This window comes from Agrococcus baldri, from assembly GCA_900114805.1.
Lineage (GTDB): Bacteria > Actinomycetota > Actinomycetes > Actinomycetales > Microbacteriaceae > Agrococcus > Agrococcus baldri.
Genome location: FOZN01000002.1, coordinates 804849 through 826612 on the forward strand (window position 1 = coordinate 804849; position 21764 = coordinate 826612).

Sequence of the window (21764 nt, forward strand, 5' to 3'; positions counted from 1 at the left end):
GCGCGGGCGGCCCGATGCGCCCAGCGCGCTCGCGATCGACCGGCCGACGAGGCGAGCATCGAGGCGTTGGTGACGGATGCGCTGGCGCACTGCCGTGCCGACCCGCAGGTCTCACACGTGGACTGGAAGACCCGCGGGCACGACCGCGCGCCGGGCCTGCACGAGGCGCTGCTCGCGCACGGCTTCGAGCCCGATGAGCCCGAGTCGATCATGATCGGCACGGCCGCGAGCCTCGCCGTGGATGTGCCGCTGCTCGCCGGCGTGACGCTGCGCACGGTGCGGGAGGAGGCCGATGTGTTGGCCTTCAGCGCGCTGCAGGGCGAGGTGTTCGACATCCCCGTCGAGCCGATGGCGCGCGCCCTCTCCGCCCGGCTCGCGGTCGACCCGCTGATGGAGCTGTGGGCGGCGGAGGCAGACGGCCGGATGGTGTGCGGCGGCAGGCTCGAGCCCGTCGCGGGCACTGACTTCGCCGGCCTCTGGGGCGGTGCGACGCTCGCGGCATGGCGCGGCCGCGGCATCTACCGGGCGCTCACCGCCGAGCGCGCCCGCTCCGCGCTGCGCAGCGGTTTCACGCTCATGAACAGCGACTCCTCGGACGACTCGCGGCCGATCCTCGAGCGCAGCGGCTTCCTGCAGGTCTCCACCACCACGCCGTACCGGCTCGACCTGCGCGGCCGAGCCGACGCATCCGCCTAATACGCCTGCGAGCGCTGCTCGGTGAGCACGTGCAGCAGCACGAAGCGCTCGCCCGCGCGCCAGCGGGCCAGCGCCTGCTCGACCGCGGCGGGCACCTCGGCGTCGGTCTCGACCCGGAAGCCGAAGCCGCCGTACGCGTTCGCGAGCATCGCGAAGTCGGGGTTCTCGAGCTGCGTGCCGGAGACGCGGCCGGGGTGGCGGCGCTCCTGGTGGGTGCGGATGGTGCCGTACTCCTGGTTGTCGACCACGATCACCAGCGGGGTCGCGCCGAGCTGCTTCGCGGTCGCGAGCTCCTGGCCGTTCATGAGGAACTCGCCGTCGCCGGCGATTGAGACGACCTGCCGCTCGGGGAAGTGCAGCGAGGCGGCGACCGCCGAGGGGATCGAATAGCCCATCGAGCCGTTGCCGCAGCTGATCATCGAGGGGTAGCTGCGGGTGGGGAAGTAGCGGTGCGCCCAGTTGGTGTGCTCGCCGGCGCCGAAGGTGACGAGCGCGTCGTGCTCGAGCTGTGGCACCAGGTGCGCCATCACGGTGTCCATGGATGCGGGGCCCGGCTTCGGCGTGCGCGCGGGCAGGGCGCTGAAGGCGCGCTGCTGCTCGCGCAGGCGCGCCGTCCAGTCGGCCCGCGCGGCATCGGGGGCGAGCTCGATGCGCGCGAGGTCGCGGGCGAACGCGCCGGGCCGGGCGAGGATGTGGTGGCTGACGGCGCCCGAGCGGCCGCGCAGGGTGGGGTCGATCGAGACCAGGAAGTTGCGGCGCTCCCAGCCCTGCCGCACCAGGAAGCCGTTGGTGACGACGTCGCCGGGCAGCGTGCCGACGAAGACCAGCAGGTCGCACTCCTCGAGCACGTCGAGCGTGGGTTTCGGGCGGCCGTAGCCGATCGGGCCCGCGTAGCTGGGCGAGTCGAAGGGCACGATGCCTTCGGTGCGCCACTCGGCGACTGCCGGCAGGCGGTGCTGCTCGAGCCAGCCGGTCAGGCGCGCGGAGGCCTCGGCGTCCCAGTCGCTGCCGCCGGTGACGAACAGCGGCTTCTCGGCGGTCTCGAGCGCGTCGCGCAGCGCCTCGAGGTCGCCGGCGGTCATGCCGCCCTCGGCGACCGGCAGCGCGGGCTGGGGGTGGCGCTGGATCGTCTCGCGGATGACGTCCTCGGGCAGGCCGATCACGACCGGCCCGGGGCGGCCCGCCTGCGCGAGGAAGAGCGCGTCGGCGACCACCTCCTGCGCGCGCTCGGCGACGTCGAGGATGACGACGCTCTTGGCGCCGGCCGCGAACCAGCCATCGACGTCGAACTCCTGGAACGCCTCCTTGTGGCGGTGCGCGAGCGGGATCAGGCCGATGAAGAGCACCATCGGCGTCGAGTCCTGCCACGCGGTGTGCACGCCGACGAGCGCGTTGGCGGCGCCGGGCCCGCGCGTCACCATCGCGATGCCCGGCAGCTGCCCGAGCTTGCCCTCGGCCTCCGCCATGTACGCCGCGCCGCCCTCGTGCCGGCAGATGACCGTCTCGATCGACGAGTCGTGCAGCCCGTCGAGCACCTCGAGGTAGCTCTCGCCCGGCACCACGAAGGTGCGGCGGATGCCGTGCTCCTCAAGCACGCGGACGATCTCGTGCCCCGCCGTAGCAGTGGTGGGGGCAGCGGTGGCGGGTGCGGCGTCAGGGGCGGGCGCAGAGATGAGCTGTGTCAAGACGACTCCAAGTTTCGACAGCGCGGAAGGAGAGGGGCGATGCCCCGGATGCCTCGCGTCGTTGCGGGCGGGGCGGTGCGGTTCCGTGCGTCCAGGGTTCGCGGACGTTCGCGGGGGAGACGGTGGTGCCGTGCTGCTCTCGAGCGTAGGCAGCCGCGAACCGCGGGCCATGACGCAGTGGTGCGAAAGATCGCCCACTCTTGTCCCGGGTGCAAGCACCCGCGGTTCCTGCTGCCCCGTGACGGCGTGGGCGCCGCCGGGTACCGTCGACGCGTGAGCGAGCACATCAGCGTCCGCGGGGCGCGCGAGAACAACCTGCAGTCCGTCGACCTCGACATCCCGAAGCGGCAGCTGAGCGTCTTCACGGGGGTGTCCGGCTCCGGCAAGTCGAGCCTGGTCTTCGGCACCATCGCCGCCGAGTCGCGCCGGCTCATCGACGAGACCTACGAGGCCTTCGTGCAGGGCTTCATGCCGCCCGCCCCGCAGCCGGAGGCCGACGGCCTCGAGGGGCTGACGGCCGCCATCCTCGTCGGGCAGGACCCGATGGGGGCCAGCAACCGCTCCACGGTCGGCACGGCGACGGATGCGTACACGATGCTCCGCGTGCTGTGGTCGCGGGTGGGCACGCCGCAGCTGGGCTCCTCGGCCTACTTCTCGTTCAACGACCCGGCGGGCTTCTGCCCTGCCTGCGAGGGCATCGGGCAGGTGTCCACGATCGACGTGGACGCCATCGTCGACCGCTCGAGGAGCCTGAACGACGGCGCGATCGGCTTCCCCGGCTACACGCACGGCACCTGGTACTGGAAGCAGTACGCCGAGTCGGGCCTGCTCGACCCCGACAAGCGCATCGCCGACTACAGCGAGGACGAGCTGCACACCTTCCTCCACGGTGAGGAGCGCAAGGTCGCCTTCGCCGGCTTCAACCTGACCTACGAGGGCCTCATCCCCAAGCTGCGCAAGTCGGTGTTCGCGAAGGAGCGCGACACGATGAAGCCCACGCTGCGGGCCGCGGTCGAGGCGGCGGCCTCGTTCGGCCCGTGCGAGGAGTGCGGCGGCACGCGCCTGAACGCGCGCGCTCGCGAGGTGCGCGTGCAGGGCAGGACGATCGCCGAGGCGACCGCGATGCAGCTCACTGAGCTCGCGCCCTTCATCGCCTCGATCCCGACCGAGGCCGGCGGCGCCGGCACCGCCCCGCTGCGCGCCAAGCTGGTCGACCTGCTCGAGACCTTCGACGCCATCGGACTCGGCTATCTCTCGCTCGACAGGCCGGCCGGCTCGCTCTCCGGCGGCGAGTCGCAGCGCACCAAGATGGTGCGCCACATGGGCTCGGCGCTGACCGACATCACCTACGTGTTCGACGAGCCCACCGCCGGCCTGCACGCGCATGACGTCGAGCGCATGAACGGCCTGCTGCAACGGCTGCGCGACAAGGGCAACACGGTGCTGGTGGTCGAGCACAAGCCCGAGGTGATGGCGATCGCCGACCGCATCGTCGACATGGGGCCGGGCGCCGGCACGCACGGGGGCACCGTGGTCTTCCAGGGCACCTTCGCCGAGCTGCGCGGCTCCGGCACCCGCACCGGCGAGCACCTCGAGCACCGGCAGCAGATCAAGCAGTCGGTGCGCGAGGCCACCGGGCGCCTCGAGATCCGCGACGCGCGCTCCCACAACCTGACGGGGGTGGATGTGGATGTTCCCACGGGCGTGCTCGTAGCCGTCACCGGGGTGGCTGGCTCCGGCAAGTCGTCGCTCATCCACGGCTCGCTGCCGCGGGACGGCGTCACCTTCGTCGACCAGAGCGCGATCAAGGGCTCGCGGCGGTCGAATCCGGCGACCTACACCGGCATCCTCGAGCCCATCCGCAAGGCCTTCGCGAAGGCCAACGGCGTGAAGCCGGCGCTGTTCAGCGCCAACTCCGAGGGCGCCTGCCCGGAGTGCAAGGGGCTGGGCGTGATCTACTTCGACCTCTCCTTCATGGCGAGCGTCGCGACCGAGTGCGAGCTCTGCGGCGGGCGGCGCTTCACCGCAGAGGTGCTCGAGTACGAGCTGCGGGGCGCCTCCATCGCCGACGTGCTCGAGATGTCGGTCGAGCAGGCGCAGGCCTTCCTCACCGAGAAGGCGGTGCAGCCGATGCTCACGCGCCTGCTCGACGTCGGGCTCGGCTACGTGCGCCTGGGACAGACGCTCTCGACCCTCTCCGGCGGCGAGCGGCAGCGGCTGAAGCTGGCGATCGAGCTCGGCAGCGACTCGGCGACCATCGTGCTCGACGAGCCCAGCACGGGCCTGCACATGGCCGACGTCGACAACCTGATCGGGCTGCTCGAGCGCATCGTCGATGCGGGCCGCACGGTGATCGTCATCGAGCACAACCTCGACGTGGTCTCGCGCGCCGACTGGATCATCGACCTCGGTCCCGGCGCCGGCGCGCAGGGCGGCAGGATCGTCTACGAGGGCACGCCGGCGGCGCTCGCGGCAGAGCCCGGCGACTCCCTCACCGGCCGGCACCTGGCGAAGCGGCTCGCCCCCGCCTGACCGCCGGCCGCCCGATCGCGGCCCCGGCGCTCGCGGCTCCGCGGGGCGCCGGCAGCGGCCGCGCCGGCTGCGCGCGCTCAGGCGGCCGACGTGAGCTCGCGCACCGCGGCGACCACCGCGTCGGGGCGCTCGATCGCCAGGTAGTGCGCGGCGCCCTCCACGGGCCGCACCTGCAGGTCGTCGGCGGTTCCCCGCCATGGACCGAGGGCGTCGATGCGCAGCACGGGGTCGTCGAGCCCGACAAGGATCCTGGTGGGCACGGAGAGATGCCGGCCGTCGTAGGCGCCCTTCGGGAGCGCAGCCATGCCCGGCAGGATCAGCTGTCGATAGATCGCCGAGAGGCCGGCCGCGACCTCCGGCTGCCGCATCCGCTCGAGGAACGAGGCGAGCGCCGCCGCCGGCATCCGGTGTCCTCCGTAATGGAGCAGGTGGCGCATCAGGCGCTGCCGCCGCGAGCGCAGCACGCGCGGCCCGAGGCCGGGCGCCGCGATGACGGGCTGGAACCACAGCCGCCACGCCTGCCGGAGCATGGCGGCGCTGGGCCGCGTCCACGGGTGCACCGACTCCACCGCGACCAGCGATGCGATGCGGTCCGGGTGGTTGAACGCGAGTCGCCAGCTGGCGAACATGCTGAAGTCCTGGGCGACGAGGTGCACGCGCTCCAGGCCGAGCGCGTCGAGCAGGCCCAGCACGTCGGCGACGTGCCTCGCCTCGTCCATGCGCCGCGACGACCCCGTCGACCAGCCGAGTCCGCGCGCGTCGGGCGCGAGCGTGCGATGTGCGGCACCGCCGCGCCCGTCCGCCAATGCCGTCATGACATCGGCCTGCTCGAGCCAGTGGAGGGGCGAGCCGTGCAGCAGCAGCACGGTCGCGCCGCTCGCGGGGCCGGCTTCCGCGACATGCACGTCGAGGTCGTCCACCCGGATGCGGTGATGGGTCACGCCCGCCACATGTGGCATCTCGCCGCGGGTGATGGTGCTCATGCAGGCATGATACTACGATCGTAGTACTTGCGCTACTACCGACGTAGTATCGTGGACACGATGGTCACCCTTGCGCAGCCCAGCACCCGCGATCGCATCGTCACTGCCGCGCTCGAGCTGCTGGGCACGGAAGGGGCGAAGGCGCTGACGCACCGCCGCGTCGACGAGCGCGCCGCCCTGCCGCAGGGCTCGACGTCCAACCACTTCCGCACCCGGGCCGCGCTGCTCGAGGGGGCGGTCGACGGCATCGTGGCCGCAGAGATGCCGGGCGTGCTGGCACTCCACCCAGCCACGGGCGACGAGCTCGTCGAGACGCTGGCCGGGCTCGTGGAGGCCGTCACCGGTCCGGCGCGAGCGCTCACCGCGGCCCGGCACGTGCTGTTCCTCGAGGCCGCGCACGATCCGCGCCTGCGCACCAGGCTGAGCGCCTCCCGCGCCGGCTACGTGGACGCGACGGTCGTCGCGCTCCGCGCGCTCGATGCCGCCGAGCCGGCGGTCGCGGCCGAGGCGCTCATGGCGGTCTGCGAGGGACTGATCCTGCACCGCATCGCGCGGCACGACGCATCCGACCCTCGTCCGGCGATCGCGGTCGCGGTGCGCGGCGCCCTCGGCGACGGCTCCGCGATGCGCCAATAGCGGCGACGCCGTTCTACAATCCGGGCATGCCCAAGTTCACCGCCCTGCGCGCAGAGTCGACCTTCGTCGACCTGCAGGGCGTGACCATCCACTGCTACACGTGGAAGCCGGGCAAGCCGAAGGGCGTGCTGCTGATCGCGCACGGGCTCGGCGAGCACGCGCTGCGCTACGAGCACGTCGCCCAGCGCTTCGTCGCCGCCGGCTACGCCGTGTGGGCGATCGACCAGCGCGGCCACGGCGCCACCGGCGTCGAGCAGCACGGTGGCGACCTGTCGCAGCTCGGCAAGCTGGGGGCAGGCGGCATGCGCGCGGTGGTGGGCGACCTCGCCACCACGCTGCGCCGCATCCGCGGTGAGCACCCCGGCCTGCCGGTCGCCATCCTGGGCCACTCGTGGGGCTCGCTCTCGACGCAGATCCTGCTCAACAGCCGGGCGGAGCTCGTCGACGCCGCGATCCTGACGGGCACCTCGTACCGCATGCCGGGCTGGATGAATGCCGGCGACCTGAATGCCCGCCACAAGCACCTGGGCGAGACGGGCTACGAATGGCTCTCGCGCGACCAGGACGTGGTCGACGCCTTCGTCGAGGACCCGCTCACCTTCCCGGCCAAGCCGCTGCCGCTGTTCGGGCCCATCGAGGGGGCGCGCCTGTACGGGGTGCCGTCGCGCGGCATCCGCACCGATCTGCCCGTGCTGATCGCCGGCGGATCCGACGACTCGCTCGGCGGCACGAAGTCGCTGCAGCGGCTCGGCGAGGCATACCGCCGCCGCAGCGGCCTGCGGGACGTGACGGTGATCGTCTACCCGGGCGCCCGGCATGAGATCGTCAACGAGATCAACCGCGCCAAGGTGCTCGACGACCTCGTCGAGTGGCTCGACGCGCGCCTCTTCCCCGCGGCCGGCTGAGCCGGTTCGCGCCGGGAGCGCCGAGCGCGCCGGAGCCTGCGCCGGTTCAGGGGGCGGATGCCTCCGGCTCGATCACGACGCAGCACCGGCCGGGTGCCGGGTCGAGGGTGGCTCGCAGCTCGCCGGGCGCCACCGTCTCGGTGACGCCGCCCAGCAGCGCCCGGTTCATGCCGCAGACGAGTCGCGTGTGCGAGCGGGAGAGCTCGTGGAAGGGGCAGTTCGCGAGCTCGATGCCGCGCTCGGTGCGGCGCGGCTCGTAGCCGTGCTCGGCGAGCACCGCCGCGGCGACGTCGAGCGCGTCGCCCTCCGCTTCGCTCGTCGCCCGCTCGGCTCCCAGCGCATGGCTGCCGCCCGTCTCGCGCGCTCCCCGCGCGTCGCTGCCGGTCGCCTCGCGAGGTGCGCGCTGGGCTTCCCGCGCATCGCGGCCGGTCGCCTCGAGCGGCGCGGCAGCGTGCTGCTCGCGGCCGGCGGCACCCAGCGCCCGGCCACGTGCGGCGGCGACGCGGGCCACCGCATCCGTCACCGGCTCGCCCGAGGCGGCGGCGGCGTCGATCGCGGTCGCCAGCAGCGAGCCCGCGAGGTCGTACTCGCGCGGCGGCAGCGAGACGGCGACCGAGCGGTCAGCCCGCCGGTAGCGCTTCGCGGGGCGCCCGGCGCCGGGGCCGCCGCGGCCGGCGGGGCGGGCGTAGTCGGTCTCGAGCAGCCCGGCCTGCTCGAGCTTCTCAAGGTGGAAGCGGGCGCGGTGGACGGGCATCTCGACGGCCGCGGCCGCCTCCTCGCGGCCGACCGGCTGCGGCTGCGCGACGACGTAGCGGTAGAGCTCGCGGCGGGCATCGTCGGCGATCGCGCCGACTGCGGTGACGTCGTCGTCGAGCGGCATCTTCGGCTCCTCCTGGTCGGTGGCGGTCGCGGCTGCGTGGTCGGGTCCTCTGCCGGCAGGTCTCTATCGGTCGGGGATCTTGACGCTAGAGTACTCCGGGTCTATCGTGCGGATCAATGACAGTTAGAATTTGATCCGCAGACGGATCGCACCGGCGGCGGATCCTTCATGAGAGGAGCGGTGCCATGGCCACGACAGTGTCGTCAACCGGGAGCACCACCACCGCGAGCGGCATCGCGAGCAGACGGAGTCCCGCGGCGTGGGCATTCCTGCTGCTGCGATCGGCGTTCACGGTCGCGCCGATCCTGTTCGGGATCGACAAGTTCACCAATCTGCTCACCGACTGGACGCAGTACCTCGCGCCCTGGATCGACGGGGTCATCCCCGGCGATGCGCAGTTCGCCATGTGGGGGATCGGCATCATCGAGATCGCCGCCGGCCTGCTCGTCGCGATCGCGCCTCGCTGGGGCGGGCTCGTCGTGGCAGCGTGGCTGCTCGGCATCATCGTCAACCTGCTGACGCTGCCGGGCTACTTCGACGTCGCGCTGCGCGATGTCGGACTGCTCGCCGGCGCCCTCGCGCTGGCACTGCTCGCGCGCGAGCACGACGGGCGCGCCCGTCGCGACTGAGCGGGAGCGAACCCGGAGCCGTGGACCCGTTCGGGATTGGGGGACCCGTTCGGGATCGGTGGACCTGTTCGAGCAGGCGCTCGACGAAGGTGGACCTGTTCGAGATTGCGGGACCTGTTCCAGCGGGTCCCGGGATCTCGAACAGGTCCGCGCACGTCGCCGCAGCACGCGGCCGCCGTAGGCTGGACCCATGCACGGCGAGTACAAGGTCCCCGGCGGCAAGCTCGTGGTGGTCGACCTCGAGGAGCGGGACGGCCGCATCGCCGACTTCCGCCTCGCGGGCGACTTCTTCCTCGAGCCGGACGAGGCGCTGGGGGCGATCGACGCAGCCGTGAACGGCCTGCCGGCCACCGCATCCGCCACCGAGATCGGCGAGGCGATCAAGGCGGGGCTGCCGGCCGATGCGACACTGCTGGGCTTCACGCCCGAGTCGGTGGGCGTCGCCATCCGCCGCGCGCTGCAGCACGCCAGCTCGTTCGCCGACTACGAGTGGACGATCATCGACGACGAGCCGCGCCTGCCGCTGCTGCACGTCGCGCTCGACGAGGTGCTCACCGAGGAGGTCGGCGCCGGCCGCCGCGGCCCGACGCTGCGCTTCTGGAACCTCGCCGGCCCCGCGGTCTACCTCGGTTCGTTCCAGAGCTACAAGAACGAGGTCGAGCCCGAGGCGGCCGAGCGCCACGGCATCCCGGTGCTGCGCCGCATCACCGGCGGCGGCGCCATGTTCTCGGAGCCCGACAACGCCATCACCTACTCGCTCTACGTGCCGGGCGACCTGGTGCAGGGCATGAGCTTCCAGGACTCCTACGCGTTCCTGGATGCGTGGGTCATCGAGGCGCTCAAGGCGCTCGGCATCGACGCGTTCTACGCGCCGCTCAACGACATCACCAGCGCGAAGGGCAAGATCGGCGGCGCCGCGCAGAAGCGGCTCGCCTCGGGCGCGGTGCTGCACCACGCGACCATGTCGTACGACATCGACGCCGACAAGATGACCGAGGTGCTGCGCATCGGCAAGGAGAAGCTGAGCGACAAGGGCACCACGAGCGCGAAGAAGCGCGTCGACCCGCTGAAGTCGCAGACCGGCATGGAGAAGGCCGCGGTGCAGGAGGCGCTCAAGGGCACCTTCCGCAGGCTGTTCGGCGGCGCCGACGGCGCACTCACGGATGCCGAGCTCCAGACCGCGACCGAACGCATCCGCACCAAGTTCGGCACCGAGGAATGGCTGCACCGGGTGCCGTAGCGCGCGCCGCCCAGCCTCGCGTCACCCTTCGTCCGTAGAATCGCGGCACCATGGACTTCTCGCTCGTTCTCACGCCCGACCTGCTCGCCATCTTCCTGACGCTGTTCGTGCTCGAGATCGTGCTCGGCGTCGACAATGTCATCTTCATCTCGATCCTCGCCGCGAAGCTGCCGAAGTCGCAGCAGGCGAAGGCACGCACCCTCGGCCTGACGCTCGCGATGGTGATGCGCGTCGGCCTGGTGCTGCTGGCCGGCTGGATCATCACGCTGAACGAGGAGCTGTTCACGGTCTTCGGGATGGGGTTCTCGGGCCGCGAGCTGATCCTGATCGGCGGCGGCGGCTTCCTGCTCTACAAGGCCATCCACGAGATCCACCTGAAGCTCGAGGGCGAGGAGGAGAGCCACGGCTCCGGCGCCGCGAAGGCGACCTTCGGCGCTGTGCTCGCGCAGATCCTCGCGATGGACCTGGTCTTCTCGCTCGACTCGGTCATCACCGCCGTCGGCATGACGAGCAACATGATCGTCATCATCACCACGGTGGTCGTCTCGTTCGGCATCCTGCTGTTCTCGGCGAAGTACATCTTCGACTTCGTCAACCGCCACCCGACGGTGAAGATGCTGGCGCTGTCGTTCCTGCTGCTGATCGGCGTCTTCCTGATCGCGGAGGGCTTCGGCTTCCACATCGACAAGGCCTTCATCTACGGGCCGATGGTGTTCGCGGTGCTCGTCGAGGGGCTCAACCTGTGGGCCGCGGCGCGCCGCCGCAAGCGCCTGGGCAAGGCCGACGACTCGGTGCGCCTGCACCTGCGCACGTACGCCACCGGTGCGAGCGGCGAGGTCGGCGATGCGCAGCAGCCTGCGGAGCTCGGCTCGAGCGCGACGGGCGAGACGGGCGAGACGGGCCGAGCGGCCGACGCGGACGGACCGCGCGGCGCCTGAGCCGCATCCGCCCACCCTTGTCGGCCGTGCCGAGAACCGATTGGATGGGGCCATGAGCGAGCAGGCAGGCCAGACCCACGTCGTCGTCGGCGATGACACCGATCGCGGCCGCTACGAGGCGCATCTGGGCGATCGTCTCGCCGGTGTGCTCTCGTACGTCGACGACGCCGACGGCAGCCGCGTGCTGCAGCACACGGTGGTCGGCGACGAGTTCGGTGGGCACGGCATCGGCAGCTCGCTGGCGCGCTTCGCGATGCAGGATGCGACGGATGCGGGGCGCAAGATCGTGCCCCAGTGCACGTTCGTGCAGTCCTGGCTGGGCAAGCACCCGGAGCACCAGTCGCTGGTCGCGCACGCCTACGAGGGCTGACGCCCGGCGGCGTCGCGTACACTGGTCGCAGCCGCACGGTGCACACCGAGCGCGGCCATGCGGATGTAGTTCAATGGTAGAACTTCAGCTTCCCAAGCTGATAGCGCGGGTTCGATTCCCGTCATCCGCTCTGCTCGGGCTCCAGCGCGTCGCCACGGTCACGCAGAGGCCACCGTCCGCTCCCTTCTCCTCCCCCAGGATCTGCCGCACGACCGCGACCGGCCGCGGCACGGTCTGGGGCAGCCCCAGCTGCTGCAGCTCGAGCAGCGTGCAGCGGCTCGAGGTCCACTTCGGCCGGGAGGGCAACCTTCTGTCGTTCGCGCGGCTCCGCTGCCGCGGCTCTCGGCGGACGCGGAGCGGGCAGCCCTACGATCGCTGGATGACCGCATCCGTCTGCCGCTCGACCGCTCGGGGCCGCGCGTGACCGCCACCGGCGCCACCCGCCGCAAGCGCGGGCGCGGACTGCTCGTGCTGGTGATCCTGCTGGTCGTCGTCGCGGCGCTCGTCGTGGTCGCCGAGCTGGTCGCCCGGCAGGTGGTGCCCGGCATGATCCGCTCGGCCGTCGCCGACCAGCTCGCCCTGCCCGCCGACCACCCGATCGACGTGGAGGTCGACGGCATCCTCCTGCCGCAGCTGCTCACCGGCACGCTCGATCAGGTGCGCGTCGCGTCGCAGGACGTCGCGGTCGGTCCGGTCGGCGGCGACGTGCGCGTGGAGGCGCAGGGCGTGCCGATCCGCGGCGACGCGCCCGCCGAAGGCGCCACTGCCGAGGTGCGGATGACGCCCGAGCAGCTGCGCACGCTGCTCGCGACCATCGACGGCTTCCCCGCCGAGACGGTGGGGCTCGCGGCGCCGAACGTCACCGCCTCGGGCGAGGTCCAGATCCTCGGCGCGACCATCCCGGTGGGGGTGGCGTTCGGGCCCTCCGTCGCTGAGGGCGACATCGTGCTCACGCCGGCCGAGGGCACCATCGGCGATGCCTCGGTCACCGCCGACCAGCTGCGCGGCCAGCTCTTCGGCCTGCTCGATCCGCTCCTGGAGGATCGCCGCCTGTGCATCGCCGAGCACCTGCCGGCCGCGCTGGCCCTGCAGTCGATCGAGGTGACCGGCGAGGAGCTCGTCGCGGACTTCGACATCGACGGCGGCATCCTCAGCGACCCGGCCCTGCGCGAGCCCGGCACCTGCTGACGCCGTCCGCCGGCACGCTCCGCCGGCGCGATCGCCCGACGCGCCCCGCCGACGCGCTCGGCCAGAGCGCTCGGCCGGCGCCGCTCACTCGGGCGCGGGCACGTCCGGCACCGTCAGCGGCTGCAGCACGCCCAGCTCCAGCCAGGTCAGCGGCGCGATGACCGACAGCGCTGCGATCAGTAGCAGCGACAGCACCACCACGATGTACTGCACGCGCCGCCGCCCCTGCGAGATGCGCCGGAACCCCCACGCGATCGGCACGCCCACGAGCGCCACCATCAGCGCGATGGTCGGCGCCACCCAGTGCGGCACGCACGCCAGCAGCGCCAGCAGCGCGACGCCGATGGCCAGCGGCAGCATCGACTTCTCGCGCTGCCCGTCCGCCGCCGACTCCAGCGGCGCCACCCACGGCAGCTCGGGCGCCTCGATCTCCGAGGGCGGGGTGACGGATGCGTCCCGCGGCCTCCGCGCCGGCCCCAGACCGCGGGTCCAGGGTGCGGCCGCCGAGGTCGGCTGCTGCTCGGGCTGCGGCTCGCCGCCGCCATCGCGCGCGGCCGGATGGCCCGGCGGCGCCCACCGCCGTGCCTCCTCGTCGTGCCCGTCCACGCATCCATCATCCCGCGCCCCTCGCCGAACGCCCGGGCCGCGCTCGCCCGCTCCCGGCCGAGTGTGCGGTTGCTGCGCTGAACCTCGCCGATCCGCGCAACAACTGCACACCCAGCGCGGCCGGGTGGGGCCTGCCGCTAGGGCAGGTGCAGGTCGATCCGCGACTCGGTGGCGTGCCAGCCCTCGGCCGCGAAGGCCCGCTGCATCGGGACGTTCGCGTCGTCGGTGTCGGCGATCAGCGTGTGCGCGCCGCTCTCCAGCAGCTCCGCCGTCGCAGCCGCGACGAGCTCGCGGCCCAGCCCGCGCCCGCGGTGGGGCTCGGCGACGCCCACCTGCAGCACCAGCCCGGTGCCGCTCGGCAGCGTGATCCACGAGACCATGCCCGCGTCCCGTCGGCCGTCCGGGCTCTCCTCGACCGCGAACCGGATGCAGTCGATGGGGTCGGCCTGCAGCAGCTCGCGCGCCCAGCGCTGCGCCGCGATCTCGAGCCCGTGCTCCGCGACCGCGAGCTGGTCGCGCACGTCGAGGGAGCCGGGCAGCACCCGCTCGAGCAGCGAGGCCAGCCGGTCCTCGTCGCCCGGCGCGGCCCGCTCGAGCCGCAGCCCGGGCGTCGCGCGGGCGGTGAGCGCATCGCTGGGCAGCTCGTAGTGCCGCCGGGTCACGAGCACCCGCCAGGCGAGCGCAGCGAGCGGCCCGAGCACCGCCTGCACGCGCGGATCCTCGAGCGGCCGCTCGGCGGGGCCGCCGAACGAGACCTCGGCCTCGTCGCTCGGCAGCGCCCACTCGGTGGCCTGTCGCAGCAGGCCGGCGGATGCCTCCTGGTCGTCGGGCAGGCACAGCACGTCGACGAGGCGGACCTCGCCGAAATCGCGCGCGGCGACCAGCCCGCGCACGTGCTCGCCCTCGGTCGCCGCCCAGACGAGGTCGGGCCGTCGGTGGCCCTTGTCGAAGGTGCGCTCGAGGGAGTCGGCCGCCAGCCGGGCTCGGTTGGCGGGGGTGTCGATGGTGAAGGTGCTGGCGCGCAGCCAGCGGAGTGCCTCGTCGGTCGAGGCGGGGGAGCGGAGCTCCATGTCGTCCTCCAGTCGGCGACCTGCAGCGCACGTCGCTAGACGGTGAGCCGACCTCGAGGGCGCAGGCCTACAGGGAGGTGCGGTCGACGAGGGCGGCAGTGCGGGTGAACATCGCGGCCTCCTCTCGATGGCCCGGGCATGCCAGTGGATGGCGAACCGGGGTGCGGCGAGCGTAGCAGTGCCGGTGCGGCGCGGTCGAGGCACGCCAGGGAGCGTGCCGTTGGCTGAGCGGTGGAGCTGCCCGCGAGCGGTGCCTGCGCAGGGCCACCAGTCGCAGGCAGCTCCACCGCTCGACGGTGCGTAGCGGGCGCCGGATCACGGCACGAGCGGCATCTGGCCCGTCGTCGGCGGCATCGGCCGCACCCGCGCGGCGGTGAGCGCGACCCCCGCGGAGGCGGCGACCACGAGCGCGAGCGCCACCAGATCCCAGGTGCCCAGCAGCTCGCCGATCACCAGGAACCCGAAGATCGCCGCGGCGGCCGGCTCGAGCGCCATCAGGATGCCGAACACGCGGGTCGGCACGCGGCGCAGCGCGAGCAGCTCGAGGCCGTAGGCGATCGCGCTCGAGAGCATCGCCACCGCGAACGCCGGCAGCAGCACCCCGGGGTCAGCAGCGAGCGCGTCGATCGCGCCGAGCAGCCCGAAGGGCAGCACCGCGACCATCGCGATCACGAGCGCGCCCGCGAGGCCGCCGACGCCTGCGACGTTCCGCCCCACCGCGGCGGAGGCGAGGATGTACAGGGCCCAGCAGACGCCCGCGGCGAGCGCGAAGACCACGCCGAGCGGATCGAGCGCCCCGCCGATCGACTGCGCGCCGAGCACCCCGACGCCGATCGCAGCCAGCCCCACCCAGGCGAAGTCGACGGCGCGCCGCGACTGCACGAGCGCGAGCACGAGCGGTCCGATGAGCTCGAGCGTCACTGCGACGGCGATCGGGATGCGCGGCAGCGCGAGGTAGAACAGCAGGTTCATCGCCGCGAGCGAGAGGCCGAGGAAGACGATCGAGCGCCAGGCCGCGCGGTTCCACGAGCGGATGTCCGGGCGCGCGATCAGCAGCATCACGCCCGCCGCGATCCCGAGCCGCAGCAGGGTCAGCGCCGCCGGGTCGATGCGGTCGAAGAGCGTCTTCGCGATCGAGGCGCCGAACTGCACCGACGCGATCGAGCACAGCACCAGCAGCACGCCCGCGAGCAGACCGCCGGTGGAGAGACGACGGAAGTTGGGCACCGCTCCAGCGTAGGCGCGCCCGCCCGCGCGAGCGGCATCAGCCGCTCGGCTGTTGGTGCAGGCGCAGCCTGGCCCGGGCTCGTCGGCCCGAGCGCCCGGCGGGCGCATCCGACGCGGTCGGGCAGGATGGGCGCATGACGCTCCCCCCGAAGGCCGCGACCATCCAGGCGCAGCTGCGCGAGCTCGGCATCGAGCGCGAGATCATCCACTTCCCGGAGGGCGTGCACACGGCGAAGGCCGCTGCGGCGGCGCTCGGCATCGAGGTGGGCGCGATCGCCAACTCGCTCATCTTCTGGATGGCGGATGCGCCGCTGCTGGTGATGACCTCGGGTCGCCATCGCGTCGACACGGTCGCGCTCGCCGAGCAGCTCGGCGAGGGGCCGATCGAGCGGGCGACGCCGCAGCAGGTGCGTGCGGCGACCGGCCAGGTGATCGGCGGCGTGGCGCCGCTCGGGCATCCGGCGCCGATCCGCACGATCGTCGACGTCGCGCTGCGCGACTACCCGCAGCTCTCCGCCGCCGCCGGCGTCGCCGAGACCGTCTTCATGCTCAGCTACGACGAGCTGCTGCGCATCACCGGCGGCGAGGAGCGCGTCGTCGGCGACTGACGTCGAGCCGCGTCTTCCGGATCGAGCCGGCTGGCTCACGCCAGCGGCGCGAGCACCTCGACGCGGTTGCCGAAGGGGTCGGCCGTGTGAAAGCGCAGATAGCCGTCGAAGCTGTGCCGCTCTCGCTCGTCCACCTCGAAGCCGGCTGACCGGAGCCGCGCGGCCAGCGTGTCGAGGACGCCGCCGTCGTCCACGACCAGTGCGGGATGCGCCTTGCGTGCCGGCGCGAACGGATCCTCGACCCCGACGTGGATCTCGGCCGTCACGCGCTCGCCATCGTGGGCGCGGAACCAGCAGCCGCCCTTCGCCTGCAGCGCCGCGGGCTTCGCGACCTCGGTGAGTCCCAGTCCGTCGATCCAGAACGCCCGCGCCGCGTGCTCGGAACCTGAGGGTGCAGCGAGCTGGACGTGGTGGAGCGCGATCATGTCGCCACCGTAGCCGGACACCCACAGCCGCCGCCGAAGCGCGCGACCTACACTCGGCACCGTGACCGATACCGCATCCGACCTGCAGCTCTGGCCCGGCGAGGCCTACCCGCTCGGCGCCACCTTCGATGGCACAGGCACCAACTTCGCGCTCTACACGGAGTCGGCCGAGAAGGTCGAGCTGTGCCTGTTCGACGACGACGACACGGAGACCCGCGTCGAGCTCAAGGAGGTCGACGCCTACGTCTGGCACGGCTACCTGCCGACGGTGCAGCCCGGCCAGCGCTACGGCTACCGGGTGCACGGCCCCTACGAGCCTGAGCGGGGCCTGCGGCACAACCCGGCGAAGCTGCTGCTCGACCCCTACGCGAAGGCCACCACCGGCACGATCGACTGGGGCCAGCCGCTGCACAGCTACAACTTCGGCGACCCCCTCAGCTTCAACGAGGAGGACTCCGCGCCCCACATGATCAAGGGCGTCGTCATCAACCCCTTCTTCGACTGGACCGGCGACCGCCACCCCAATACGCCGCTGAGCGAGTCGATCATCTACGAGGCGCACGTCAAGGGCCTCACCCAGACCCACCCGGATGTGCCCGAGTCGCTGCGCGGCACCTACGCGGGCCTCGCGCATCCGGCGATCATCGCCCACCTCAAGAAGATCGGCGTCACGGCGATCGAGCTGATGCCCGTGCACCAGTTCGTGCACGACGCGGTGCTGGTCGAGAAGGGGCTGCGCAACTACTGGGGCTACAACACGCTCGGCTTCTTCGCCCCGCACGCCGAGTACGCCGGCACCGGCGAGCGCGGCCAGCAGGTGCAGGAGTTCAAGGCCATGGTGAAGGCGCTGCACGACGCCGACATCGAGGTGATCCTCGACGTGGTCTACAACCACACCGCGGAGGGCAACCACATGGGCCCCACGCTCAGCTGGCGCGGCATCGACAACCAGGCCTACTACCGGTTGGTCGAGGGCGACGAGCAGCACTACATGGACTACACGGGCACCGGCAACAGCCTGAACGTCTCCCGCCCGCACTCGCTGCAGATGATCATGGACAGCCTGCGCTACTGGGTGACCGAGATGCACGTGGACGGCTTCCGCTTCGACCTCGCCGCCACCCTCGCGCGCGAGTTCTATGAGGTCGACAAGCTCTCCACCTTCTTCGAGCTGGTGCAGCAGGATCCGGTGGTGAGCCAGGTGAAGCTCATCGCCGAGCCGTGGGACATCGGCCCGGGCGGCTACCAGGTGGGCAACTTCCCGCCGGTGTGGGCCGAGTGGAACGGCAAGTACCGCGACGAGGTGCGCGACTTCTGGCGCGGCGAGCCGACCGCGCTCGGCGAGTTCGCGACCCGCCTGGCCGGCTCTGCCGACCTGTATGAGCAGTCGGGCAGGCGACCGGTCGCATCCATCAATTTCGTCACCGCCCACGACGGCTTCACGCTGCGCGATCTGGTGAGCTACAACGAGAAGCACAACGACGCCAACGGCGAGGACGGCAACGACGGCGAGAGCCACAATCGCTCCTACAACTACGGCGCAGAGGGGCCCACCGACGACCCCGAGATCCTGCAGGTGCGGGCGCGCCAGCAGCGCAACTTCCTGGCGACGCTGCTGCTGAGCCAGGGCGTGCCGATGCTGCTGCACGGCGACGAGCTCGGCCGCACCCAGCGCGGCAACAACAACACCTACGCGCAGGACTCCGAGCTCAGCTGGATCGACTGGTCGAGCATCGACCAGCCGCTCATCGAGTTCACCGCCGCCGTCGCCCAGCTGCGCCGCGAGCATCCCGCCTTCCGCCGCAAGCGCTTCTTCACGGGCAGCGATGTGCGCACCGGCGACGGCGAGCGGCTGAACGACATCGTCTGGCTGCGTCCCGACGCCACGCCGATGGCCGGCGACGACTGGCAGACGATGGAGGCGGAGAAGACGCTCGGGATGTACCTGAACGGCAACGGCATCCCCGGCCGCGGCCAGCGCGGCGAGCGCATCGTCGACAGCCACTTCCTCATCTACTGCAACGCCTCCGAGGAGGAGCGCGAGCTCACGATGCCGCCCGCAGAGTACGCCGAGGCGTGGGACGTGCTGATCGACACCGGGGCGACGCAGGAGCGCGAGGACCCGCTGCGCGCGGGGGAGGCGGCCACGCTCGCGCCCCGCTCATTCGCGCTGCTGCGCCAGCACGCGCAGCCGGTGGAGGCCGACTTCTCGGTCGCAGCCTCGATCGCCGCCAACCGCGCGTCGTCCGCGCCCGACCCCGACGACGCATCCGCCACTGAATCCTGAGGAGAGCCGTGCGCACGCCGCAGAGCACCTACCGACTGCAGATCAACGAGAGCTTCACCCTCTTCGACGCGGCGGCGCGGCTCGAGGCGCTCGCCGACCTCGGCGTCGACTGGGTCTACCTCTCGCCCATCCTGCAGGCCGAGCCGGGCAGCGACCACGGCTACGACGTCGTCTCGCACGCGCAGGTGGACCCCGCGCGCGGCGGTGCTGAGGGGCTGGATGCGGTGGCCGCCGAGGCGCGCAGGCTCGGCATGGGCGTGCTGGTCGACATCGTGCCGAACCACATGGGCGTCGCCACCCCCGAGATGAACCGCTGGTGGTGGGAGGTGCTGCGCGAGGGGCCCGAGAGCCCGCTCGCGGACGCCTTCGACATCGACTGGGAGGCAGGCGGCGGCAGGCTGCTGCTGCCGATCGTCGGCGACGACGACTGGTCCGACGACGGCACCGTCGCGCACCTGAGCCTCGCGAACGACCGCGAGAGCCTCAGCTACTGGGAGACCAGGCTGCCGGTCGCTCCCGGCACCGGCGAGGGCACGCCGCAAGAGGTGCTCGAGCGGCAGCACTACCGGCTCGGCCACTGGAAGATGGGCGACGACCAGCTGAACTACCGTCGCTTCTTCGCGGTCTCGTCGCTCGCGGCGGTGCGGGTGGAGCTGCCGGAGGTGTTCGAGGCGACGCACGTCGAGATCGAGCGCTGGTTCGACGAGCGGCTCGTGCAGGGGCTGCGCGTCGACCACCCCGACGGGCTGCGCGACCCGGCCGGCTACCTCGACGACCTCGACCGGCTCACCGGCGGCGCCTTCGTGCTGGTCGAGAAGATCCTCGAGCCGGGCGAGCAGCTGCCGCGCTGGGCGACGGCCGGCACCACCGGCTACGACACGCTCGGCGCCATCGACCGGGTGCTCACCGACGGCTCGGCCGCCGCGACGCTCGACGCGCTCGACGCGCGGCTGCGGGGCGGCGAGAGCGTCGACTGGTCGGCGATGACGCGCGGCACGAAGCGCCGCATCGCCGACACCATCCTGCGTGCGGAGGTGCTGCGGCTCGAGCGCGAGGTGCGGGCAGCGGATGCGTGGGGTGACCGGTACACGGAGACCCAGGGTGCGCCGGCCGACACCGCCGACGCGCTCGCCGAGCTGCTCGCCTCCTTCCCGGTCTACCGCTCCTACCTGCCGGAGGGGCGCGAGCATCTCGGCACCGCCGCCGAGCGGGCGAAGGCGGCTCGGCCCGACCTGGCCGCCACCATCGACGAGCTGCTGCCGGTGCTCGGCAACCCCCGCCAGCCCGTGGCGCTGCGCTTCCAGCAGACCAGCGGCATGGTGATGGCGAAGGGTGTCGAGGACACCGCCTTCTACCGCTACTCGCGGCTGACGAGCCTCAACGAGGTGGGCGGCGACCCCGAGGTGTTCTCGATCGAGCCGGCCGACTTCCACGCGCTGATGGGCAGTCGGCAGGCCGAGTGGCCGCACGCGATGAACGCGCTCTCCACCCACGACACGAAGCGCGGCGAGGACGTGCGGGCGCGCATCACCACCATCGCCGAGCTGCCGAGCACCTGGGAGGCGCTGCTCGACAAGCTGCTCATCTTCGCACCCATGCAGGGCCGGGCCTTCGTCAACCTGCTGCTGCAGGCGGTCGTCGGCGCGTGGCCTGCGAGCGAGGAGCGCCTGGTCGCCTACATGCGCAAGGCCGCCCGTGAGGCAGACGCCCACACCCACTGGACCGACCCGAACACGAGCTTCGAGTCGCAGCTGGCTGAGCTCGTGCGCAACGTCGTGGCCGGCCCGGCCAGCAGGGCGGTAGAGGCGTTCCTCGCGGAGACCGAGGCGGGCTTCCGCTCGAACGTGCTCTCGGCGAAGCTGCTCAACCTCACGATCCCCGGCTTCCCCGACGTCTACCAGGGCTCCGAGGCGCTCGAGCGCTCGCTCGTCGACCCCGACAACCGCCGTCCGATCGACTGGGGACGGATGGATGCGCTCCGCGAGCAGGCGCGCGAGCCCCTGTCGGGCGAGTGGGAGCTGGAGGTCGCCAAGACCCGGCTCGTGCGCGAGGCGCTGCGCCTGCGCCGCGAGCACCCGGAGCGCTTCGGCGGCTACACGCCGCTGCTGGCGCACGGCGACGCGGCCGAGCATGTGCTCGCCTACGACCGCGGGGGCGCGATCGCGATCGCGACCCGGCTGCCGATCGCGCTGGAGGCGCGCGGGGGCTGGGGCGAGACGAGCATCCGGCTGCCGGAGCCGCCGGAGGGGTCGGGCGGCTGGCGCGAACTGCTCACCGGCCGCGCGATCGCCGGCGGCGAGGTGCCCGTCGGCGTGCTGCTGAGCGCCCTGCCGGTCGCGCTGCTGACGACCTCGGCCGATCCGTCGGCCGGCGCAGGCGATGCAGAGGGCGCGCCGCCTGCCGCGCGAGCTCGCCGGTGACCGGCTGGCTCACCGCGAGCTTCCGGGCGCACGCCGTGCTGCTGCTCGGCTGCGCGGTGCTGCTGGTGCTGGCGCTCGTCGGCGCCGAGCCCGACGGCATCGACTCGACCGCGCTCGGGCTGCTCGCGACGGGCGTACTCCGATTCCCCGCGACCGGGCCGGTGCTCGTGCCGCTGCTCGCCGCATCCGCCGTGGTCATCGGCCAGGCGATCGCGCTCGTCGCAGCGACCCGGGGCCGCGTCGAAGGCCGCTGGGCGCTGCTGACGATCGCGGGCGTGACGGCCATCAGCCGGATCATCGGCGCGATCGCCACGGGCGACGTGCTCCTGGCCCTCGTCCTGTCGGCGGTCTGGCTGCTGCTCGCGGGGGTGCTGTTCCTGCCGAGCTCGGACGACTGGTTCGATGCGCGCGAGCCTCAACGATGACTCGCGCGCACGAG

20 protein-coding genes and 1 tRNA gene are annotated in these 21764 nt (G+C 72.5%); 14 read left to right on the plus strand and 7 right to left on the minus strand.

Features of this window, described 5'->3' with window-relative positions; all coding sequences use genetic code 11:
- The first annotated feature begins 117 nt into the window (after positions 1-117).
- Complete coding sequence (locus BM288_RS08130) at positions 118-696, plus strand: GNAT family N-acetyltransferase (protein WP_318255414.1); 579 nt, start codon at positions 118-120, stop codon at positions 694-696.
- On the opposite strand, the gene BM288_RS08135 is transcribed toward BM288_RS08130, so the two are convergent.
- Positions 693-2381, minus strand: a complete 1689-nt coding sequence (locus tag BM288_RS08135) for a thiamine pyrophosphate-dependent enzyme (RefSeq protein WP_177220243.1) — start codon at positions 2379-2381, stop codon at positions 693-695. The genes BM288_RS08130 and BM288_RS08135 overlap by 4 nt on opposite strands.
- A gap of 273 nt (positions 2382-2654) precedes the next feature.
- Between BM288_RS08135 and BM288_RS08140 the strand changes: the two genes are divergently transcribed.
- Positions 2655-4913: an excinuclease ABC subunit UvrA gene (locus tag BM288_RS08140; RefSeq protein WP_318255415.1), complete on the plus strand. Its 2259-nt coding sequence runs from the start codon at positions 2655-2657 to the stop codon at positions 4911-4913.
- Positions 4914-4990: 77 nt separating this feature from the next.
- Here the strand turns inward: BM288_RS08140 and BM288_RS08145 are convergent, their stop codons facing one another.
- On the minus strand, positions 4991-5896 hold the full coding sequence (locus BM288_RS08145) for an alpha/beta fold hydrolase (protein ID WP_092917627.1): 906 nt from the start codon (positions 5894-5896) through the stop codon (positions 4991-4993).
- Between the two features lie 60 nt (positions 5897-5956).
- Between BM288_RS08145 and BM288_RS08150 the strand changes: the two genes are divergently transcribed.
- Together BM288_RS08150 and BM288_RS08155 are read left to right on the plus strand one after the other, a co-directional pair.
- Positions 5957-6532 carry a TetR/AcrR family transcriptional regulator gene (locus tag BM288_RS08150; RefSeq protein WP_092917865.1) on the plus strand — a complete coding sequence of 192 codons (576 nt, stop codon included), beginning with the start codon at positions 5957-5959 and terminating at the stop codon, positions 6530-6532.
- A 26-nt stretch (positions 6533-6558) separates the two neighbouring features.
- Positions 6559-7437, plus strand: a complete 879-nt coding sequence (locus BM288_RS08155) for an alpha/beta hydrolase (protein WP_092917629.1) — start codon at positions 6559-6561, stop codon at positions 7435-7437.
- 46 nt (positions 7438-7483) lie between these two features.
- Here the strand turns inward: BM288_RS08155 and BM288_RS08160 are convergent, their stop codons facing one another.
- Positions 7484-8317: a helix-turn-helix domain-containing protein gene (locus BM288_RS08160; protein ID WP_092917631.1), complete on the minus strand. Its 834-nt coding sequence runs from the start codon at positions 8315-8317 to the stop codon at positions 7484-7486.
- A 185-nt stretch (positions 8318-8502) separates the two neighbouring features.
- Between BM288_RS08160 and BM288_RS08165 the strand changes: the two genes are divergently transcribed.
- The 6 genes from BM288_RS08165 to BM288_RS08190 all read left to right on the plus strand — a co-directional run bounded on the left by BM288_RS08165 (position 8503) and on the right by BM288_RS08190 (position 12682).
- Positions 8503-8946: a DoxX family membrane protein gene (locus BM288_RS08165; RefSeq protein ID WP_092917633.1), complete on the plus strand. Its 444-nt coding sequence runs from the start codon at positions 8503-8505 to the stop codon at positions 8944-8946.
- A 190-nt stretch (positions 8947-9136) separates the two neighbouring features.
- Entirely contained in the window at positions 9137-10186 is a 1050-nt protein-coding gene (locus tag BM288_RS08170; RefSeq protein ID WP_092917635.1) for a lipoate-protein ligase LplAB, read from the plus strand.
- A gap of 50 nt (positions 10187-10236) precedes the next feature.
- Entirely contained in the window at positions 10237-11124 is an 888-nt protein-coding gene (locus BM288_RS08175; protein ID WP_092917637.1) for a TerC family protein, read from the plus strand.
- A gap of 52 nt (positions 11125-11176) precedes the next feature.
- Positions 11177-11494 carry a GNAT family N-acetyltransferase gene (locus BM288_RS08180; protein WP_177220304.1) on the plus strand — a complete coding sequence of 106 codons (318 nt, stop codon included), beginning with the start codon at positions 11177-11179 and terminating at the stop codon, positions 11492-11494.
- A 59-nt stretch (positions 11495-11553) separates the two neighbouring features.
- A tRNA-Gly gene (locus BM288_RS08185) sits at positions 11554-11624 on the plus strand.
- 290 nt (positions 11625-11914) lie between these two features.
- Positions 11915-12682: an LmeA family phospholipid-binding protein gene (locus BM288_RS08190; RefSeq protein ID WP_092917641.1), complete on the plus strand. Its 768-nt coding sequence runs from the start codon at positions 11915-11917 to the stop codon at positions 12680-12682.
- An 84-nt stretch (positions 12683-12766) separates the two neighbouring features.
- On the opposite strand, the gene BM288_RS08195 is transcribed toward BM288_RS08190, so the two are convergent.
- The 3 genes from BM288_RS08195 to BM288_RS08205 all read right to left on the minus strand — a co-directional run bounded on the left by BM288_RS08195 (position 12767) and on the right by BM288_RS08205 (position 15585).
- Entirely contained in the window at positions 12767-13288 is a 522-nt protein-coding gene (locus BM288_RS08195) for a hypothetical protein (protein ID WP_092917643.1), read from the minus strand.
- Between the two features lie 137 nt (positions 13289-13425).
- Complete coding sequence (locus tag BM288_RS08200; RefSeq protein WP_092917645.1) at positions 13426-14358, minus strand: GNAT family N-acetyltransferase; 933 nt, start codon at positions 14356-14358, stop codon at positions 13426-13428.
- A 315-nt stretch (positions 14359-14673) separates the two neighbouring features.
- Positions 14674-15585: an EamA family transporter gene (locus BM288_RS08205; protein ID WP_318255416.1), complete on the minus strand. Its 912-nt coding sequence runs from the start codon at positions 15583-15585 to the stop codon at positions 14674-14676.
- Between the two features lie 134 nt (positions 15586-15719).
- Here BM288_RS08205 and BM288_RS08210 point away from each other — a divergent pair, with 134 nt between their 5' ends.
- Positions 15720-16193: a YbaK/EbsC family protein gene (locus tag BM288_RS08210; RefSeq protein WP_092917649.1), complete on the plus strand. Its 474-nt coding sequence runs from the start codon at positions 15720-15722 to the stop codon at positions 16191-16193.
- A gap of 35 nt (positions 16194-16228) precedes the next feature.
- On the opposite strand, the gene BM288_RS08215 is transcribed toward BM288_RS08210, so the two are convergent.
- A complete protein-coding gene (locus tag BM288_RS08215; RefSeq protein ID WP_177220305.1) occupies positions 16229-16618 on the minus strand; it encodes a VOC family protein in 390 nt (129 codons plus the stop codon).
- An 82-nt stretch (positions 16619-16700) separates the two neighbouring features.
- On the opposite strand from BM288_RS08215, the gene glgX reads away from it, so the two are divergent.
- From glgX to BM288_RS08230, 3 genes are read left to right on the plus strand one after another with little or no spacing between them, the layout of a single operon-like run.
- Positions 16701-18905 carry a glycogen debranching protein GlgX gene (gene glgX, locus BM288_RS08220; protein WP_092917869.1) on the plus strand — a complete coding sequence of 735 codons (2205 nt, stop codon included), beginning with the start codon at positions 16701-16703 and terminating at the stop codon, positions 18903-18905.
- A gap of 8 nt (positions 18906-18913) precedes the next feature.
- Complete coding sequence (gene treY / locus BM288_RS08225) at positions 18914-21325, plus strand: malto-oligosyltrehalose synthase (RefSeq protein WP_092917651.1); 2412 nt, start codon at positions 18914-18916, stop codon at positions 21323-21325.
- Complete coding sequence (locus BM288_RS08230) at positions 21322-21750, plus strand: hypothetical protein (RefSeq protein ID WP_092917653.1); 429 nt, start codon at positions 21322-21324, stop codon at positions 21748-21750. Before treY ends, BM288_RS08230 begins: the two co-directional genes overlap by 4 nt.
- Positions 21751-21764: the final 14 nt, after the last annotated feature.

Coding starts and splice junctions, on each gene's coding strand:
- BM288_RS08145 (WP_092917627.1), bottom strand. CDS start 5,896: ATGAGCACCATCACCCGCGGCGAGATGCCACATGTGGCGGGCGTGACC.
- BM288_RS08150 (WP_092917865.1), top strand. CDS start 5,957: ATGGTCACCCTTGCGCAGCCCAGCACCCGCGATCGCATCGTCACTGCC.
- BM288_RS08155 (WP_092917629.1), top strand. CDS start 6,559: ATGCCCAAGTTCACCGCCCTGCGCGCAGAGTCGACCTTCGTCGACCTG.
- BM288_RS08160 (WP_092917631.1), bottom strand. CDS start 8,317: ATGCCGCTCGACGACGACGTCACCGCAGTCGGCGCGATCGCCGACGAT.
- BM288_RS08165 (WP_092917633.1), top strand. CDS start 8,503: ATGGCCACGACAGTGTCGTCAACCGGGAGCACCACCACCGCGAGCGGC.
- BM288_RS08170 (WP_092917635.1), top strand. CDS start 9,137: ATGCACGGCGAGTACAAGGTCCCCGGCGGCAAGCTCGTGGTGGTCGAC.
- BM288_RS08175 (WP_092917637.1), top strand. CDS start 10,237: ATGGACTTCTCGCTCGTTCTCACGCCCGACCTGCTCGCCATCTTCCTG.
- BM288_RS08180 (WP_177220304.1), top strand. CDS start 11,177: ATGAGCGAGCAGGCAGGCCAGACCCACGTCGTCGTCGGCGATGACACC.
- BM288_RS08200 (WP_092917645.1), bottom strand. CDS start 14,358: ATGGAGCTCCGCTCCCCCGCCTCGACCGACGAGGCACTCCGCTGGCTG.
- BM288_RS08210 (WP_092917649.1), top strand. CDS start 15,720: ATGACGCTCCCCCCGAAGGCCGCGACCATCCAGGCGCAGCTGCGCGAG.
- BM288_RS08215 (WP_177220305.1), bottom strand. CDS start 16,618: ATGATCGCGCTCCACCACGTCCAGCTCGCTGCACCCTCAGGTTCCGAG.